The following is an 18132-nucleotide window of genomic DNA, read 5'->3' on the forward strand; positions in this document are numbered from 1 at the left end:
AATCAGCTCAAAGGGTATCGATAAAGAGGTCCAGGCCGCGCAGTGCCTCGTCGTTGCCCTCGCCGTCGCGGGCGCGCTCGATTGCCGCGGCCTGTTCATGCAGCGTCGCCGCTTCGAACAGCGCGGCGAGCGGCAGGCTGGCGTTCAGTTCAAGCGCGATGCGCGCGTTCAGACGCACGGCGAGCAACGAGTGGCCGCCCAGCGCGAAGAAGTCATCATGACGGCCGATGCGCGCAGTCCCTAACAACGCGGCCCAGATCGAAGCGAGTTGCGTCTCGGCGCCCTCGCGCGGCGCTTCCCACGGTACTTCGCTCGCGGTTTCCGCCGATGGTTGCGGCAATGCGCGCCGGTCCACCTTGCCGTTCGCGTTCAGCGGCATCGCCTCAAGCGGCACGATGCGCCACGGCACCATGTAGTCCGGCAGGGTCTGCGCAAGCCGCATGCGCAGCGCTGCCGCGTCAAGCGATTCGCCCACCGCATAGGCAATCAGCCGGCCGTCGTGCGCTACCACCACCGCTTCGCGCACACCGCTCTGAGCAGTCAGGGCCGCCTCGATCTCGCCCAGTTCGATGCGGAAGCCGCGGATTTTCACCTGATGATCGAGCCGGCCCAGATAGTCGAGCGCACCATCGGCACGCCAGCGCACCAGATCGCCGGTCCGGTACAGACGCGCGCCTTCGGCGGCGCCAACCGCGCCGAAGGGACACGGTACGAAGCGTTCGGCCGTCAAGCCCGGCCGGCCCAGGTAACCGCGCGCGAGCCCGGCGCCGCCGAGGTACAGCTCGCCGGGCACACCCTGCGGCACCGGCTCCATCCGGGCGTCCAGCACCCAGGTCTGGGTCGCGGCAATCGGCCGGCCGATCGGCACCGGACGTCCTGCCTCCGCGACACAGGTCCAGGCGGTCACGTCGATGGCCGCTTCGGTCGGACCGTAGAGATTGTGCAAGGCCACTTCCGGCAATGCTTCGGCCACCTTCAGTTGCAGGTCCGCCGGCAACGCTTCGCCACTGCAGACGATCCTCTTCAGCGCATCGCCGCAGCGCGCCGCCTGTCCGCTCGCGATGAACGCCTGCAGCATCGACGGTACGAAATGTAGCGTGCTCACCCGGTAGTCGCGGATCGCCGCCGCCAGCCGCTCGGGGTCGCGGTGGGCGTCGGGAGCGGCAATCGCCAGACGCGCACCTACCATCAAGGGCCAGAAAAATTCCCATACGGAGACGTCGAAACCGAACGGCGTTTTTTGCAACACCGTTTCTCCACCCGTCAGGCCGTACGCTCGCTGCATCCAGACGAGACGATTCCACAACGCGTCATGACGATTGCCCACGCCTTTAGGACGGCCGGTCGAGCCGGACGTGTAAATCACGTAGGCGAGATTAGCGCCATGCAGCGGCACGTCGTCGAGATTGGTACTCGCATAGGATGTCGTGTCGATCGACGCCAGGTCGGCGCAACGCACGTCATTCATCTCGGGCAAGGCGACGCCGTGCTGGCTCAACAACAAGTCGATGCCGCTGTCGCCGATCATGTAGGCGAGACGCTCCGCCGGATACGACGGATCGAGCGGCACATACGCTGCGCCCGCCTTCATGATGGCGTAGAGCGCAATCACCATCTCGAGCGAACGCTGCGCGGCCACGCCGACGCGCGATTCGACGCCCACACCTTGCGCGCGCAACCAACGCGCAAGCTGATTGGCTCGCGCGTTCAGTTCGCCGTAGCTCAGCACCTGCGAGCCGAACAGCAGCGCGTCATCGTCGGGATGCGCCGTCGCGTGATGCTCGAAAGCGCGGAACACCGGCTCGTATCCGACATAGCGCGCCGGATTCCGGCTCCAGCCCACGAGTGTCGCGCGCTCCGCGTCGTCGGCGAGCACCACTGCGTCGACTGCTTCGTGCAGTCCATCGGCACGCTGCGACAACGCTTCGAGCAGCCGCTGATAGTGGCGCGCCATCCGCTGCACCGTCGACTCGTGAAATAGCTCTTGCGCGTAGGTGAATTCGAGCGTCAGGCTGCCGTCCTCTTCATCGCGCGTATCGAGCATCAGTTCGAATTGCGCCATCGTGCCCGGCAGGCGGTACGGTTCGATCGACAGATCCGGTAACTGCTTCAGTACCCGCCAATCGCGTCGCTGGTGATTGAACATCACCTGAAACAGCGGGCTGTGGCTCAGACTGCGCTCGGGGCGCAACGCGTCTACCAGTACGTCGAAGGGTAGATCCTGGTGGGCCTGGGCGTCCTCGGCTGCGTTACGCACCTGGGACAGCAGTGCTTCCAGGGTGGTCGAGCCATCGATCCGGCTGCGCAGCACCTGAGTGTTGACGAAGAAGCCGATCAGCGGCTCGGTTTCGACGCGGTTGCGGTTCGCCACTGGCACACCCACGCGGATGTCGCCCTCGCCGGTATAGCGATGCAGCAGCGCCTGGAACGCGGCCAGCAGCACCATGAACGGCGTCGTCGAACTGCGCTGCGCGCGCTCGCGTACCGCCTGGGCCAGTTCCACCGGCAGTGTCACGCCGTGACGGGCCGCCCGATACGATGCGTGCGCCTGGCGTGGCGCGTCCGTGGGCAGCGCCAGCACCGGGTGTGTCTCGCCCAGCGTCTTGCGCCAGTATTCCAGTTGCTTTTCACGTTCGCCCGCTTCGAGCCATTCGCGCTGCCACGCGGCATAGTCCGCGTATTGCACCGGCAGCGTTGCCAGCGACAGCGGTTCACCCAGCACGGCCGCGCGGTAATGCGCCACCAGTTCCTCCAGCAGCACCTGAACCGACCAGCCATCCGAGACGATGTGATGCAGCGCCAGCACCAGCAGGCTACGCCCGGCCTCGCTGCGATACAGTCCCGCGCGCAGCAGCGGACCTGTCGCGAGGTCGAACGGTTCGCTCGCCAGTGCGCGTGCTGCCGCATCGATCTGCGTAGAGGCCGGCGACGCTTCGCGCCAGTCTAGCCGCATCCGCCCATCGATCCACTGCTCGACCCGCCCCGCTTCATCCGCAACGAAACGCGTGCGCAGCACCTCATGCCGCGCCATTATCGCTTCCAGACTCGCACGCAGCGCCTTCGCATCTACCTGACCCGTCAGCCACAGGCCGCCCGCCACATGATAAGCACTGCTTTCCGGTGCAAGCTGCCACATGAACCACTGCCGCTGCTGCGCGTACGAGGCTTCCGTGCGAGTACGGGCCGCGTCGGTCAGGCGCTTGATCGACGCCGGCCGCTGGTTGTCCTGCTTACCCGCCACGGCCTTCGACGCTGCGTGCAGCGCGAGTTCTGCAAGCGTCCGGCGCTCGAACAACTGTTTCGGTGTCACCCACAGGCCGGCCTTGCGTGCCTTCGCGACCACTTTGAGGCCGAGGATCGAATCGCCGCCAACCTCGAAGAAATTCTGCTCACTTCCGATCATGCCTGGCTCGATGCCCAGCACATCCGCCCAGATCTGCGCCAGCGCAACTTCGGCTGCACTGCGGGGCACATCGGCGTTGTCGGCGTGATCGTCGTCGGTGTTAGGTGCGGACTTTGCCTCCAGGTGTGCGGCCAGTGTCGCTCGCAATGCGGCACGGTCGAGCTTGCCGTTGGCGTTGAGCGGAAGCGCAGCGAGTGCGATCGCCTCCGCCGGCATCATATAGTCAGGCAGCGTGCGTGCAGCGTCCGCCATAACAGCCTCCAGCGCGCGGCTCGACACGACGAAAGCGGCCAGTCGCTTGCTCGAGATCGAAGCCGAGGCCGGGGTCGATTCGTACACGAGTGCCGCTGCGTTCTGCACGCCGTCCACAGCGCGGATCGCGCGTTCGACCTCGCCGGGCTCGACCCGGTAGCCGCGCACCTTCACCTGGTCGTCCACCCGTCCGAGGTATTCGAGCAGACCGTCCGCAGCGAACCGGCCGCGATCGCCGGAACGATAGAGCCGCGCGCCCGGCACCTGCGGGTCGGGCACGAAGCGCTCCGCCGTGAGACCCGCACGACCGTGATAGCCGCGCGCGACACCCGGGCCGCCGAGATACAACTCGCCCTCGGCGCCCCGAGCCACCGGCTCCATCCGTTCGTCCAACAGATAGATGCGGGCATTGGGTAACGGCCCACCCAGCGGAAGATCGCGGGCCGGCTCCGTGGTATCTGCGAGCGCATGCATCGCGATGCCCACCGTGGTTTCCGTCGGACCGTAGTGGTTGAAGATGCGGCATGTGGGCTTGAGCGCACGAAGCCGTTCGAGTAGCGCAGCGGAAGTCGTCTCGCCGCCGACAATCAGTGCCTGGCCCGGCAACACGTCTCGGGAACGCGCGGCGGATAGCAGCGCGGCGAGGTGGCTCGGCACGATCTTCAGTATGCCGATTCGATTTTCGGCCATGTAGCGCGAAAAACCGTCCGGATCGAACGCGAGATCCTGCGCCAGCAGATGCAGCGTGTGCCCCGAGCACAGCGCGCCGAACAGCACCGTGTGACCGAGATCGGCGGCAGGTGTCGAGACCATCGCGAACGATGCGTCAGCGTCGACCCGCAAGGTGGCAAGCATGCCATGGACGTAGTTCGCGAGGGCGCGCTGCGTAATCACTACGCCCTTTGGTTCGCCGGTCGAACCCGAGGTGTAGATCATGTAGGCGGCGCTGTCTGCGTGGGCTGCGCGGCGCTTGTGTGATACGGACGCGCCCTGCGATGGTTGCGACTGCAACGACTGCAGCGATTGCAGCGAGGTCACGAAGTCGTAGCGCAGCGCCAAGGTATCGATGCGCAAATCGACAAGACCCGTTGGCAATGCCCCAGCATGCAGCAACGCGACCGCCCCGCTGTCCGCGATCTGCGCAGCGATGCGCGCCGCCGGTGTCTGCGGATCGAACGGCACCCAGGTTGCGCCCGCCTTGAAGGCTGCCAGCATGCCGAGCACCTGCTCGATCGAACGCCCTGCCAACACGCCGACGCGCGCTTCGCCACCTACACCCAATACGTCGAGCTGGGCGGCGAGTGCCTCGGCCGCGGCGTCCAGCGCGCCGAATGTCACGCTGCGCTCGCCGTCGTATACGGCGATGCGGTCGGCGCAACGCGCCACGCTTGCATTCCACAATGTCAGGACGTCATGCGCGGCATACTCGCCCGGTTCGCCTGACACTGCGGATGCGGCGAGGGCGGCTTGTGGCTCGTCTGAGCGTTGCGGCGATGACGGCAGCGCCGACGCCTCGGTATCGTGCGCATTCAGTTCCACACCAGGCGCCTCAACGAGCCGCTTCGCAAGCATTGCGAACAACTCAGCAAAGCGCGCCGCAAACGTCGCATCGAAAAGCGCATCGTCGTAGGCGAGCAGACAGTCGACTGTCGTACCCGAATCGGTAAAGTCGAGCGCGAGGTCGAAATGCGGTGCGTCGTTCAACAGAACACGCAGTTGCGCTTCGAGCGGTGCAAACGCGGCTTCAGCAAAGGGTTGCTGCTCGGTCAACTTGACCTGAAACAGCGCCGCACTATTGCTCGCGCGGTTCGGCAGCAGCGCACTCACAAGCCGGTCGAACGGGACATCCTGATGTTCCTGCGCAGCGAGCACCGTCTCGCGCACGGCATCGACGAGTGCGCCGAAGTCGCGATGCAGGCTCATGCGTGTGCGCAGAACCTGCAGATTGATGAAGTAGCCCACCATCGACTGCGCTTCGGGCCGTTTGCGCAGCGAGAGCGGCGCACCGACGCGGATATCGTCCCTGCCGCTCAAACGCTGCAACACAGCGTTCAAGACCGCGAGCATGGTCATGAAGAGCGACGCGCGGCGGGTTCCGCCAAAGCGCTTCAGCTTTGCAGCGGTGTCGGCGGAAAGCGAAAAGCTTAGGCTGCGCTGGTGCCCTGCGAGATCTTCGGCGCCTGCAAGGCGGTTAGCCGGTCGCGCAAAGAGTTGCGCTGCCGCTGCGGGATCGCTGTCCGCGGCAAGTTGATTGCGCCAGTAATCGAGCTGGCGCGAGATCACGTTCGTGTCGAGCGTCGCACGCTCCCACGTAATGTAGTCCGCAAACTGCAACGACGGCGCCGTGCCGGAAGTCGCCGCATCCGGCGGAACTCGTTGTGCGCGATAGGCCTCAGCCAGCGACGTAAGCAACACGTTCACCGACCAGCCGTCCGCGATGATGTGATGGAGCGCGAGCAGCAAACGGTACTCGTCACTACCGGTGCGAACCAGGTGAGCACGCAGCAGTGGTCCGTGTTCGAGATCGAATGGCTGGCGACCGACCTGCTGGATCAATTTATCGAACGCTGCCTGTTGCTCGACGGAAGAGCTCGCGTCAATCCGCGTCACCGGTAACGGAATTCGTACGCTGCTATCGATGATCTGCAGCGGTTCGCCGTCTTCGCCGAGCGTGAAATGCGCGCGCAGGATCTCATGGCGACGCACGAGCTCGTCGAACGCGCGTTGCAATGCCGGCACGTCCAGCTCACCGGACAAACGCAGTTCGCCGCTCATGTTGTAAGCAGCGCTCGCAGGGTCCTGGTGCCACGTGAGCCAGAGGCCGCGTTGTGCATCCGAGGCGCGCGATATCAGACGCTGCCCGTCAGGCAGACGCACCAGTGCAAGCTCCTGCGCAGCGGCGCCATGCATGCTTTTCTGCTCGATCAGCGTCGCGGCGTCTTTCAGAACGGGCTCGCTAAAGACATCACGCAAGGTGTAGTCGACGGTCCAGTGTGCACGGGCAAGGGCCGCCACTTGCACCGCCGCGAGCGAATTGCCACCGAGCGCGAAGAAACTGTCGTCACGTGCAGGCCGCTCCTGCGGCAAGCGCAATACGTCGCGCCACAGCGTCGCAAGCGCCTGTTCGGTGCCGGTCAATGGTGCACACGGCGCAGAAGACGCAGACACCGCTCCAGCATCTCCCGGCGACGGCGTTCCTTCGATACGAGTCGAGGCTGCGCCCGCCTCACCCGACGCAGCCACATCGACCCGCCGCCCCTGCACAAAATACGCATACGCATCCAGCGAACGCTGCTGCCAGCCACGTCCGCATGCCGCGCGTTGCACCTTGCCGCTCGATGTCTTCGGCAGTCCACCCGGATTCAGCAGCACAACGACGCTCGCCGGTTCGCCGCAAGCCAGCGCAACCGCTTCGCTCAGCGCCGCGGCAATCGCTTCAGGCGACGCGAGCTTCTGCATGTTGCGCGACACTTCCGCCGCAATGCCGATCCCCTCCTGAGCATCGACTTCCACCGCAAATGCCGCAACACGTCCGCGCCTAACCAGTTCGACCTCGCGTTCAATCACAAGCTCGAGATCCTGCGGATACAGATTACGGCCGCGCACGATCAGTAGATCCTTGATGCGTCCGGCGACATAGAGCTCGCCGTCGTGCAGGAAACCCAGATCACCCGTGCGCAGCCAACGCGCCCCATCGCGCTCGACAAACGTGCGCGCGGTATCTTCAGGCCGTCGCCAGTAACCAGCCGCGACACTCGGGCCCTGAACCAGAACTTCGCCGATCTGCCCGGCCTCAAGCACGGCACCGCTCGCGTGATCGACAATGGCCAACGCGTGACTGCTCGCAGGCTTGCCACAGGAGACGAGCGGTACGCCGTCAGCATCCTGTTCGGCCCGCCCTGCCGCCAGTTCAGTCACCGAGAACGACGGCGCCCGCGCTCCATCGCCCCGCGCGACACCGCTCACATACAGCGTCGCCTCAGCCAGGCCGTAGCACGGAAACAGCGCGTGAGAATCGAAGCCGACATCTTCGAAACGCGCGGCAAACGCATCCAGCGTCACCTTGCGAACCGGCTCCGATCCGGAAAACGCGAGCCGCCAGCACGACAGGTCGAGCGCCGCGCGTTGTTCGTCACTGACGCGATCGGCGCACAACCGGTACGCGAAATCGGGACCGCCCGAGATCGTGCCGCGATGGCGCGCAATCGCTTCGAGCCAGCGCACCGGCCGCTCCAGAAAATACTGCGGCGACATCAACACCAGCGGAATGCCGCTGAACACGGGTTGCGACAGCGTGCCGATCAGCCCCATGTCGTGATAGAGCGGCAGCCAGCTCACGAACACGTCGTCGTCGCGAACGCCGAGGCCTTCGCGGATCGCCACTTCGTTGGCCCACAGGCTACCGTGCGTGACCATCACGCCCTTCGGAGCCGAGGTCGAGCCGGAGGTGTACTGCAAAAAGGCGACGTCGGAGGGATGTGCGCGATGTGGCTCGAAAGCGTCCGTATCGACGCGGATGAAATCGAGCGCATCCACCGCAATGAGTTCGGCACGCGGCGCGATGGCCGCGAACGCGTCGCGAAGTTTGCCGGCGAGTGTCGCGGTCGTCAGGATGAAGCTCGCGCCAGCGTCGGCGGCGATCGACTCGAGGCGCGCCAGATGTTGTCCGCGCAACGATTCCGGCGGATAAGCCGGCACAGCGATGATGCCCGCGTAGAGGCAAGCGAAGAACGAAGCGACGTAATCGACACCGCTGTCCATCAGCAGCAGCGCGCGTGGAGGAGTGTCGTTATCGCTGCCATCCGGTTCGGCACACACACCACCCGCACCGCCCACACCACGCAGACGCGCACCAATCGCCCGAGCGCGCCGGTCGAGATCAGCGTAGTGATAGCGGGTCTCGCCAGCCGCATCGAGCGTCACCAGTGCGGTGTCCGTCGCACGCGACGCACTCAGCGCGCGCAGCCGTTCGATCATGTTCTCAGTCATTTCACCATCTCGTATGACACGCCGCGCCTGCTGCGGCGATGCAGGCGGCACGCCGCCCGCCTGCTTATTCTTCGCCGTGCTCGCGACGCTCGTGCTCGCTGTCGGCCAGATGCCGGTGCTCAGCCCCATGCCGCGCCGCATGCGGCGCAAACGGGCTTTCGGCCGCAGCCGCTGCACGCGGATGCCAATGCGTGTAGCTGCCGTGAGCGAACCCGGACACCTTGTCGATCGATGCATCCGGATGCGTCGAGGTATGAGCCGGCACGGCGGCCGCAACCTGCGCGGCCTTCTCGCGCTGACGCTTCAGGAATGGGCAACGGTCGTCGGCAGGCAGGTTGGCATCGTCGAGAAAGTACTGCTTCCACTCCAGATTGCCGGGATCGCCGTAAAAGCCGAGATCGGGATGCGCGGAAATTTCGTCCCACGTTTCGAGGCGCTTGCGCACCTGATTGCGCGCTTCACGCCCAATCACCTTGTTGGTGATCGTGTCGACGAATACGCTGCGCGGCTGGAACAGCAGCACCATGCCGGGCCCCAGATTGCGGCTATGCCGCAGACGGAACGACGGGCATGCGCAGACCACGAACGTCTCCACGCCGGCAAACGAAAACTCCCAGTCCTCGTGCGACGGCTCGGGCTGCGCATCGGCCTTCGGATCGGGGTCGACGTCGTGCAGATGCTGCAGGATGCTCCAGAACCACGCGTGATACGCCTCATGCGTGAGCGGTTGCGCGTCCGGCTCGAAGAAGATCGCAATGTTGTTCTTGCGGTATTGCGGCAGCGTGACCAACTCCGCGAACGTTTGCATCGTCGCCGGCAGATCGCGAATGTCCTTGCCGTTCACGTATGAATAGAACATCTCGCCGCGCTTTTCGGCGATCGTGCCGAAGAAGCACGGATACGCAGGGTCCATTACGTGCGTACACAACGTTTCATACGAAGCGTCGAGCCACGCCGGCGGATTCGCCGCCGCGCCGGTCGCGCGGCCGGCGATGATCCGGCTCTTCCAGTCGCCGGGGTCGAAGCCGTCGCCGAGCGACGCTGCCTCGTGCGGATTCGACACGTGCGATGCAGCAAGCTGCACCCCACCCTCCACGGTTCCCTCATTTGATCGCATCTTCAAAGTCCTTTGTCGTCACACACGTCTGCATCGCGCAGCGGCGAGCGGGCCGGCACGCGTCCTTGCGGGCGCGCGTCAACTGCGATATCGGTTTGCGGGGGAACCGGCGCCCTGTCCCAGGCGTTCCGGCATTCAGGAAAGCAGCGGCGGTTGGCGTCGTCTGCGATTGCTCGCGACGTCTGCCGCCGCCGCGGCGCTCAGGCCTCGGCCTTCGCGTCCAGTTCGGCGACCAGCGCCTGAACCCAGTCGTCCGGGATGATCGGCTGGTGGTAGGTGCACTCGCCCGAAACAACGGTCGAGCCATGCAGGCGCCCGTCGGGGATCAGCACCATGTCGCCTTCGTTCATCTTCAGTTGCATGCCGACGTTGCCCCAGAACAGCATTTCGCCTTCCTGAATGGTCACGAGCCGGTGGTCGTTGTGCACGTGAGTGGTCGAACACATCTCATGCGGTTCGACGAAAGTTTCGCGGTCGATGCCGGGGCACTCCGCGTCGATGCGCGTGCTGATGCGATGCGCGAACTCGACGTAACGGCGAATCGACGACAGCCACAGCAGTTGCTCGCCGAGATCCCAGCGGCCGCGCTCGGCGAGCCGCTCGGCGGCCGCCACGCCCTGCACGGTCTGGGCGAAAGCCGCCGCACCGAACTCGTCTTCGATGCCCTGCAACGCCTGCGTGAAGCGCGACGCCAGTTCGGCTTTGCGTTCGGCCGCATCGCCGCGGCGTCGCCCGGCGGGCTGCAAATGCGCACACGCACGTTCGAGCGCGAGGCCGAACGCCAGCCACTCGGCTTGCGCGGCAAAGGCCGCACCGGCGAGTGCGAACGCGCGATCCGGCCGGCGTCCCAGCGCATACAGCAGATTGCACTTCGCCATGCTGGTGGGCAGATAGAACTGCCAGTAAGCGTGTTGCTGACGCGTCACGCCGCAGGCACCTGCTACCCGCTGCAACAGCGCGTCGTCAGGCAGATCGCCCTCGAGCGTGGGCCGCAGGTCGGCCGGCAACATGTCGAACAGGCCGCTCGCGGTAGCACGGGCGAGCGCACGGCGCTTCGACGGCGCCAGAGCCCAGCGCTGGACCATGATGAAGCGCAGCCCTTCCTCGATGTAGTCGTTGCGCATGAGCCGCTCGAACGTCTCGCTCCAGAAGGCGGTTTCGTCGTCGACGATGCGGGCAAGCCGCGCGCTCGCCGCCGCGGCCTCCGTTTCGATGACGTGGTCCTGCGCGAGATATTCGAACGCGTAGGCTTCGAGGAACGGGGCAAGCTGCGCGCCACGTACCTGCACCTCGTCGCGGTAGAACTCGCTGAAGTGCTGCCATTCCAAGGCGTCCGCACTGCGTGGCAGGCGCGCGATGCCCAGCTCGTAGATCGACAGCAGCGTCCGGTTCGAAGCAAGCGACGGCAGGCGGCTCACATTGTGCTGACGCACCGGCTTGGCGAATTTCAGAAACTCGAAGTCTTCGGGACGCAACGGACGGCGGTGATAGTCGTCGTCAAGCAGCAGCTCGTCGACGGTGGCGCTGCGAAACGAGTGAGCAGCGGCGAACTGCTTGATCAGTTCTACGTATTGTTCGCTCTTGCCGGCGAACGGCGCAAAGTCGAATAGCAAAGGCGTAGCTTGCGTCATGGCAATAGTTCCTGTGAATGACTCGGAAGTGGACGGCGCAACGATGCCGGCATGGCGTGCGGAGCGTGCTTCACAATCCGCCGCCGGACGGCAGGCGCACAACCGGCTCAACATCTCGAATATAAATGTTAATGATTCTCATTTATACAAAATTAGACATGATGCCCTGTCTTGTCAAGATCTTTCAAGTCCTTTCAGGTCAGCCTGCTTCCGGGACGACTGCTTTTCCGTTGCGCGATGGGCGTAATGCACTGACACCAACGCGCGGCCCGCTGTGAAGCGGAGCCGCGCGTCTCACAACCGGCACGCGCATCGCATTGATGCGCGTGCCTCGACCGCTTCGATTTAGAAGTCGGTGCGCACCGTCAACATCAGGTTGCGCCGGTCGCCGAACTCGCTAAAGAACGTACCTGGCGGACGGATGTAGTACTCGCGATTGAACATGTTGTTCAACGTCAGCGAGGCGTTGACGTGCTTGTTGAAACGATAGCCCACTTGCGCGTTGAAGATGGCGTAGCCGCCCTGCTCGACACCGCGCGTGATCGCGCTCTGCGCCAGCATCCCGCCGCCGATCGTCACACCGTTCAGGAATCCTTGCGAAAGACGGTAGGTCGTCCAGAGCTTGAACAGGTGCTTGGGATCGGTGCCGTCCGAATAATTGGCCGTCTGGTTCGTGAAGTCCTGGTTCAGGTACGTATAGCCCGCGTACACATTCCAGTCCGGCAGCGGCTGGCCCGTGACTTCGAATTCGAAGCCCTCGTTGCGCGCCCCGCCGCCTGCGATCGAACCGGTCGGATTGTTGGGATCCGCAATCGCGACGTTGTCGGTGTCGATGCGGAACAACGCCGCGGTCACACCGAGCCGCCCATTCAGGAAATTACCCTTCAGGCCGGTTTCGTACTGCTGGCCGGTTGCCGGCGGCAAAGCGCCGCCGGTGTAGGTCGTCGCCGTCTGCGGCGAGAACACCTTCGAGTAGCTGACGTAAGCGCTCAACCATGGAACGATGTCATAGACGAGCGCCGCGGACGGGAGGAACTTGCCGTTCATCCGCGTGCTGGTGGTCCAGTCGGACACCGTCGGCAAGATGCTTTGCGATTCTTCGTTGAAGAAGGTTTCGCGCGCACCGAGCACGAGCGTCAGCGGCTTGGCGAGATGAATCCGTCCCTGCGCGTACACGCCGTACTGCTCCGTGCGGATGTTGGAGCCGTAGGTGAACGGTATGTTGACCTGCGGGACCGAGTCCGGATCGAAGACGTTGTATGCCCCGCCGAACGGACCGTCGAGCGAAGCAAAGCCCGACTCCGTGGTCTCCTTGAGCAGCGAGTAGTTCGCGCCAATGGTGAACGTATGCGTCTGGCCGAACAACTGAACCGGGCCTGAGACGTTCGTGTCCGCGCCGAACCAGTCGTAGGTGATGCGTTGCCGCTGGTCGGCATAGTCGGCGTAACCGTTTTGGCTCACACCCGGCCCGGAATACGCGTACTCGCCCGACTGCAGTTCATGGCGATAGAACAACGTGGTCTGCGATTTCCAGTCGTTCTCGAAGCGGTGCGTCAGGTTCAGGTTGGTTTCCGCCAGCGACGTGTAGGCATAGTTCCAGCTCGGGCTGAAGTTCTGCGAATACGAACTCGGCAGCCGCGTACCGGCAGCCGTGCCACCAACGCCATAGTCGAAGCCCGACACCGGATCGACCTCATAGGCGGCCGACAGCGCGATCGTCGTACGCGGGTTGATGTCGTAGTCGAGCGCGCCGTAGGCCATGAAGGTCTTCTCGCGCACGCCATCCACGGATTTCAGCCCGTCGCTGCCGACGATCACTGCACGGCCGCGCAACGAGCCGTCCTTGTTGAGCGGCCCGGTGACGTCGACCATCTGACGCACGCTGCCGAAGGTACCCACCTGCGTCTCGGTGGAGATATGGAAGGTATCCAGCGGGCGCTTGCGCACCAGGTTGACCGTGCCGCCCGGGTCGGTCGGGTCGGCTGCGCCGGTCATCACGCCTTCCGGTCCGCGAAACACTTCGACGCGATCGTACATGGCCAGGTCGAACTGGGTCTGGTACTGCAGGCCGCTGACGACCGATACGCCATCGAACTCGATACCCAGATAATTGCCGCGCGCCTTGTAGTAGGCGGTGCCGTCGCCATAGTAAAGCGACTCGACGCCCGTGACATACAGCAACGCGTCCTGGATCCTCGTCATGTTCTGGTCGTCCATGCGCTGACGCGTCAGCACCGAAACCGATGCCGGGATCTCCTTGAGCGGCTGCGCCGTCTGCCCGGCGACCGTCGCGCTGGTAGCGGCGTAAGAGCCACTGCCCTCGGTGGTGGCGTCGGCGGTGCTCGTCACGCTGACGGCCGGCAGCACGTTGTCGCTGGCCGTCGTGCTGGCGGCGCTGGTCGTGCCCGTCGTGCCGGCAGGCGTCGTTTGCGCACGGGCGTGGCCGGCCCAGATTGCGAGCAGCGAGATCGCTACCGGTGTCAGCCGGGAATGCAACGAGCGAGCTTTGGCTCGTCGTGTCTGGCAAAGGTCCATGGTTATTTTCATCGTGGCAGGCAAATTTTCAGCGTGAAGACACACCCCCCGTTCGTCCCATTGAAATGGACTCCTAACGAGATGTGTCAGGATGATGTATTCGTTGCGAAGGTGACTCGCGGCTTTGCACTTCCCCTAGTACCGCGACCGGCGATAAGCCGCTCTCGCGCATCGATGCACGGCGCAGATGTCGTGCGCCATGCATCACGTTATCGCGAATGAGATGTTATTCGATAATGATTCTCATTTGCAAATTATTTTACGTTCGATGGGGTGATTCGTGGCAATCCCGTCACGCTCCAGCGCGCCTCAGGTGGACGAAACCGTCTTGCGCAACGTCAGCGCGATCAGATACGGACCGCCGATTAGTGTCGCCACGAGGCCCGCCGGCATCTCCAGCGGGAACACGAGCTGCCGGCCGAGCCAATCCGCGAAGCCCATCAGCAGGGCACCGAAGATGGCAGCCACGAACATCTGCACGGCCGGCCTGCGTGCGCCGGAAAAGCGGGCGATATGCGGCGCAATCAGGCCGACGAAGGACAACGGCCCCACCAGCAGCGTGGACGTGGCCGTCAACAGCGACGCCAGCAAGAGGATCGCGAGCCGCGCCCGCACCACCGGCACACCGAGGCTGCCCGCCATCGGCGCGCCAAGACCGAGCGTTTCGAGCCAGCGCGCCATCAACGGTCCGAGCACCAATGCCATGAGCGCGATTGCGCCCGCTGCATACGCCGCGACGGGTTCGACGTAATAGGTCGAGCCGACCACAAAATTCATCAGGAGACCTGCGCGTGGATCGTTGCTGGCTAACAGCGCGCCGACGACCGCCTGAAACAGCGCGCTGATCCCCACGCCGATCAGCAGCAGCCGCTCGGGTGCGAACGAGGCCCGGCCGCCCAGCCACAATAGCAGCGCAAGCGTCGTCATAGCGCCGGCGAGGCAACCGGCGAACAGGAAGCCCGGCGTCGGCTCGAGTCCGGCGAACAGCACGACGACGATACCGAGCGCACCGCCCGAGCTCACCCCGAGCAGGTCGGGGCTCGCCATCGGATTGGCCGTGACGCGCTGGATCAGCGTGCCGGCAATCGCCAGCAATACGCCCGCCGCCATCGCCGCGACCGTATGCGGCAGTCGCCAGAACAGCAACGCGTCGATCTGCGCGAGACTGGAGACGCGCCAGCCATCGAGGCCGCGCGACACGGCAAAGGTCAGCAGGGTCACCGCCACGAGGCCGACGATCGCCCACGGCAGACGCGTCGCCAGCTTGCCCGGCGGTGCGTGCGCGATAGCGCTCGCATGCAGGTCCGGCTGGCTGCGCAGGCGCGGCAGCAACAGCAGGAGCAACGGCACGCCGAGCAGCGACGTGACCGTGCCGGTGGGCACCAGATGCGAGGAGAACAGTTCCGTCGTGGACATCGCCTGGACGATTTCGTCCGTCGCCCACAGCAGTGCGGCGCCGAGGCACGGCGCCCAGATCAGGCGCTGTCTGAGGCGCCTCGCACCCGCGAGGCGCGCGAGCGTGGGCGCGGCCAGACCGACGAAGCCGATCACGCCCACCGCCGACACGACGCAGGCCGTCAACACCACCGCGATCAGCAGCGCGGCAAAGCGCGTGCGTTGCAACGAGATGCCGAGACTCTGCACGGTCGAATCGCCCGCCTCGAACACGCCGAGCGGACGGCGTAGCAGGCCGGTGGCGACCACGCAAGCAAGTACGCTCCACAGAAGCTGGCGGCTTTCCTGCCAGCCGCTCTGGTCGAGCGCCCCGCCGCCCCAGATCATCAGGCCGCGCAACAGGTCGAAGTTCGACATGGCGATGGCGAGACTGATGGCGCCGCAATACAGGTTCACGATCATCCCCGACAGGATGACCGCCAGCGACGACATGCGCTGCCGCCACGCGAGCCCGAACACGAGCAGCATCGCCAGCCCGCCGCCGGCCAGCGCCACGACCATGCGGCCGCCGGCGAGCCACGCCGGCGCCCACAGTTCGGCCATGGTCAGCGCGAGATACGCGCCGGGGAAAATACCGAGCGTCATCGGCTCGGCCAGCGGATTGCGCAGCACCTGCTGCGCCAGCGTACCCGCCAGCGCCAGCGCGCCGCCGCACAGCAGCGTCATGGCGATGCGCGGCAGCATGCTGTCGCGTACCAGTACCTGATGCAGGTCCGTGCGGTTCGGTGCGGTCAGCGTAGTCCAGAACGACGCACCGCTCAGTTGCGCATGAATGGAAAGGACTGCCAGGATCAGAGCGACGACACCCAGCACGCCAACAAGGGCGGCGCGAAAGTCGCGCACTGTGTCCGGCGCGGGAGAAGCAGCAAGATTACGCAACGCCGCCTCCGCCATTGTCGATGGTAGCCAGCGCCGCTGCGACCGCTTGTGCGAAACGCTGCATCGAAACCAGTCCTCCGTAAGGCGCAATCACGGGCAGCACGGCCACGCGGCGCTCGCGCACCACCGGCAGCGCCTGCCAGATCGCATTGCGCGCGAGACCGGCGCGCGCGGACGGCGCCACCGGACCCACCAGCAGCACGCTCGCCTGCGGCACCTCGACGAGGCGCTGCACCGGCACCAGCGCGAAGCCGGACTCGGTACTCCACGGGCTGCCGCCCGTGGCGGGATTCGCGGCGTTGCCGACCGCGAGCTTCTGCAACATCTCGTCGAACAGGCTGCCGCGCGCATAGACACGCAAATGGCGATCGTCGACCAGATCGGCGACGAGCACCGGCGCGCGCAGCAACGCTGGGCGCGCGGCGAGTTGCGCGCGGATCTCGGCCGTGTTGCGCTCAGTTGCGGCGATCAGGCTCGTCGCGTGTTCCGGACGTTGCAGCCGCGCGGCGAGCTCGGCGGTTTCGCCGAGCAGCGCCGGGTATGGCGCGTCGCTCGACATGTAGGCGCCGAGCGTAATCGTCGGCGCGAGGCGCTCGAGCCAGGGTTTGGCCGGCGCGTGGCCGGGCGTAATGATCATCAGGTCGGGCGCGAGCGCCTGCAACATCTCGAAGTTCGGCTGGTATAGCAGCCCGATATTGGCCACGCTGACGGGCAGCGGCGGCTCGACGATCGTGCTGCGGTACCAGTCCGGTAGCGGTGTGCCGATGGGGGTCACGCCAAGCGCGAGCAACGTTTCGGTCAACTCCCAGTTGAGCGTGACGATGCGGTGCGGCGCGAGATTGGCGGGCGTCGCTGTGCTTGTCGCGCTGTATGCGTTCGCCGCACCGAATGCGCTGAATGCACAGGACGTACCGAGCGCGCCGAGTCCCGCGAGCAGCCGGCGGCGCTGCGGGTCCGGCATCGCTCCATCGCGCGTGGGTCGAATCAGGGACTTCGTCATCGCGGAAACCCGATGGCATAGCCAGTCTGCGGATCCGTCAGCACGCCCATCGGCACGCCGTAGATCGCCTCCAGACTGTCGGGGCGCATGATTTCCGCCGGACTCGCCTGCATCAACACCTTGCCGCCGCGCAGCGAGATCAGTTCGTTGCAGAAGCGCGTCGCCATGTTCACGTCATGCAGCACGACGATCGCGGTCATGCCGCGCTTTTCGCACAGCGAACGAATCAGGCCCAGTACTTCGATCTGGTGGCTGATGTCGAGCGCCGAGGTGGGTTCGTCGAGCAGCACGCAGCGGCTGTTCTGCGCAATCAGCATGGCCAGCCAGACGCGCTGGCGTTCACCGCCCGAGAGATTGTCGACCGCGCGGTCCGCGTAGCGGGCGACGTCGGTCCATGCCATCGCCTCCTCGACGCGCTCGCGGTCGTCCGCGGTGACGCGGCCCAGCGCGCCATGCCAGGGATAGCGGCCGAGCGCGACCAGTTCGCGCACCAGCAGGCCATCGGTGGACGGTGTGTACTGCGGCAGATGCGCAACCTGTTGCGCGAAACGCCGGTGCGGCCAGCTCGCGAGCGGCGCGCCGTCGAAATGAATGCTGCCGCGCGTCGGCTGATGCAGGCGGGCCAGCAGCCGCATCAACGAGGTCTTGCCCGACCCGTTATGACCGATCAGGCCTACGACCTGGCCCGGCGCGATATCGAGCGAAATGGATTGCAACAGCAGCCGGTCGCCGATCGAAAAGTCGACGCCGGAAAGCTGGTAAAGCGAGGAACCGCTTGATGACTGCATAACTCACGCCGTAGCTTGATTGAAAGTGGGTAGGAGGACGTAGCGGTTTCGCTTGCGCGACCGTCGCCGCGATTGTTATGGGG

Annotated in this window: 7 protein-coding genes; all 7 read right to left on the reverse strand. The window is 65.2% G+C overall.

From position 1 onward, the window contains the following. Window positions 1-7 precede the first annotated feature (7 nt). Entirely contained in the window at window positions 8-8644 is an 8637-nt protein-coding gene (locus BUS12_RS15840; protein WP_074297566.1) for a non-ribosomal peptide synthetase, read from the reverse strand. A 64-nt stretch (window positions 8645-8708) separates the two neighbouring features. Continuing rightward, window positions 8709-9761, reverse strand: coding sequence for a YqcI/YcgG family protein (locus BUS12_RS15845; RefSeq protein ID WP_074296472.1), 1053 nt, complete (start codon window positions 9759-9761; stop codon window positions 8709-8711). Between the two features lie 200 nt (window positions 9762-9961). After that, complete coding sequence (locus tag BUS12_RS15850) at window positions 9962-11392, reverse strand: cupin domain-containing protein (RefSeq protein ID WP_074296473.1); 1431 nt, start codon at window positions 11390-11392, stop codon at window positions 9962-9964. A gap of 345 nt (window positions 11393-11737) precedes the next feature. Then, entirely contained in the window at window positions 11738-13888 is a 2151-nt protein-coding gene (locus BUS12_RS15855; RefSeq protein ID WP_253190086.1) for a TonB-dependent siderophore receptor, read from the reverse strand. A 348-nt stretch (window positions 13889-14236) separates the two neighbouring features. After that, the gene (gene fhuB, locus BUS12_RS15860; RefSeq protein WP_253190087.1) at window positions 14237-16261 is read right to left on the reverse strand and encodes a Fe(3+)-hydroxamate ABC transporter permease FhuB; all 2025 of its coding nucleotides are present in this window, start codon (window positions 16259-16261) and stop codon (window positions 14237-14239) included. Further along, window positions 16254-17261 (reverse strand): ABC transporter substrate-binding protein, encoded by a 1008-nt coding sequence (locus tag BUS12_RS15865; RefSeq protein WP_253190088.1) that lies wholly within the window; start codon window positions 17259-17261, stop codon window positions 16254-16256. Before BUS12_RS15865 ends, fhuB begins: the two co-directional genes overlap by 8 nt. Next, the gene (locus tag BUS12_RS15870) at window positions 17258-18049 is read right to left on the reverse strand and encodes an ATP-binding cassette domain-containing protein (protein WP_074296477.1); all 792 of its coding nucleotides are present in this window, start codon (window positions 18047-18049) and stop codon (window positions 17258-17260) included. The genes BUS12_RS15865 and BUS12_RS15870 overlap by 4 nt, the downstream gene beginning before the upstream one ends. Between the last annotated feature and the right edge of the window lie 83 nt (window positions 18050-18132).

The sequence above is a fragment of the Paraburkholderia phenazinium genome, from assembly GCF_900142845.1.
Lineage (GTDB): Bacteria > Pseudomonadota > Gammaproteobacteria > Burkholderiales > Burkholderiaceae > Paraburkholderia > Paraburkholderia phenazinium_A.

What these genes read in the sequence shown, in the direction of transcription:
- BUS12_RS15840 (WP_074297566.1), bottom strand. Translation starts at nt 8,644, where the DNA reads ATGACTGAGAACATGATCGAACGGCTGCGCGCGCTGAGTGCGTCGCGT.
- BUS12_RS15845 (WP_074296472.1), bottom strand. Translation starts at nt 9,761, where the DNA reads ATGCGATCAAATGAGGGAACCGTGGAGGGTGGGGTGCAGCTTGCTGCA.
- BUS12_RS15850 (WP_074296473.1), bottom strand. Translation starts at nt 11,392, where the DNA reads ATGACGCAAGCTACGCCTTTGCTATTCGACTTTGCGCCGTTCGCCGGC.
- BUS12_RS15865 (WP_253190088.1), bottom strand. Translation starts at nt 17,261, where the DNA reads ATGACGAAGTCCCTGATTCGACCCACGCGCGATGGAGCGATGCCGGAC.
- BUS12_RS15870 (WP_074296477.1), bottom strand. Translation starts at nt 18,049, where the DNA reads ATGCAGTCATCAAGCGGTTCCTCGCTTTACCAGCTTTCCGGCGTCGAC.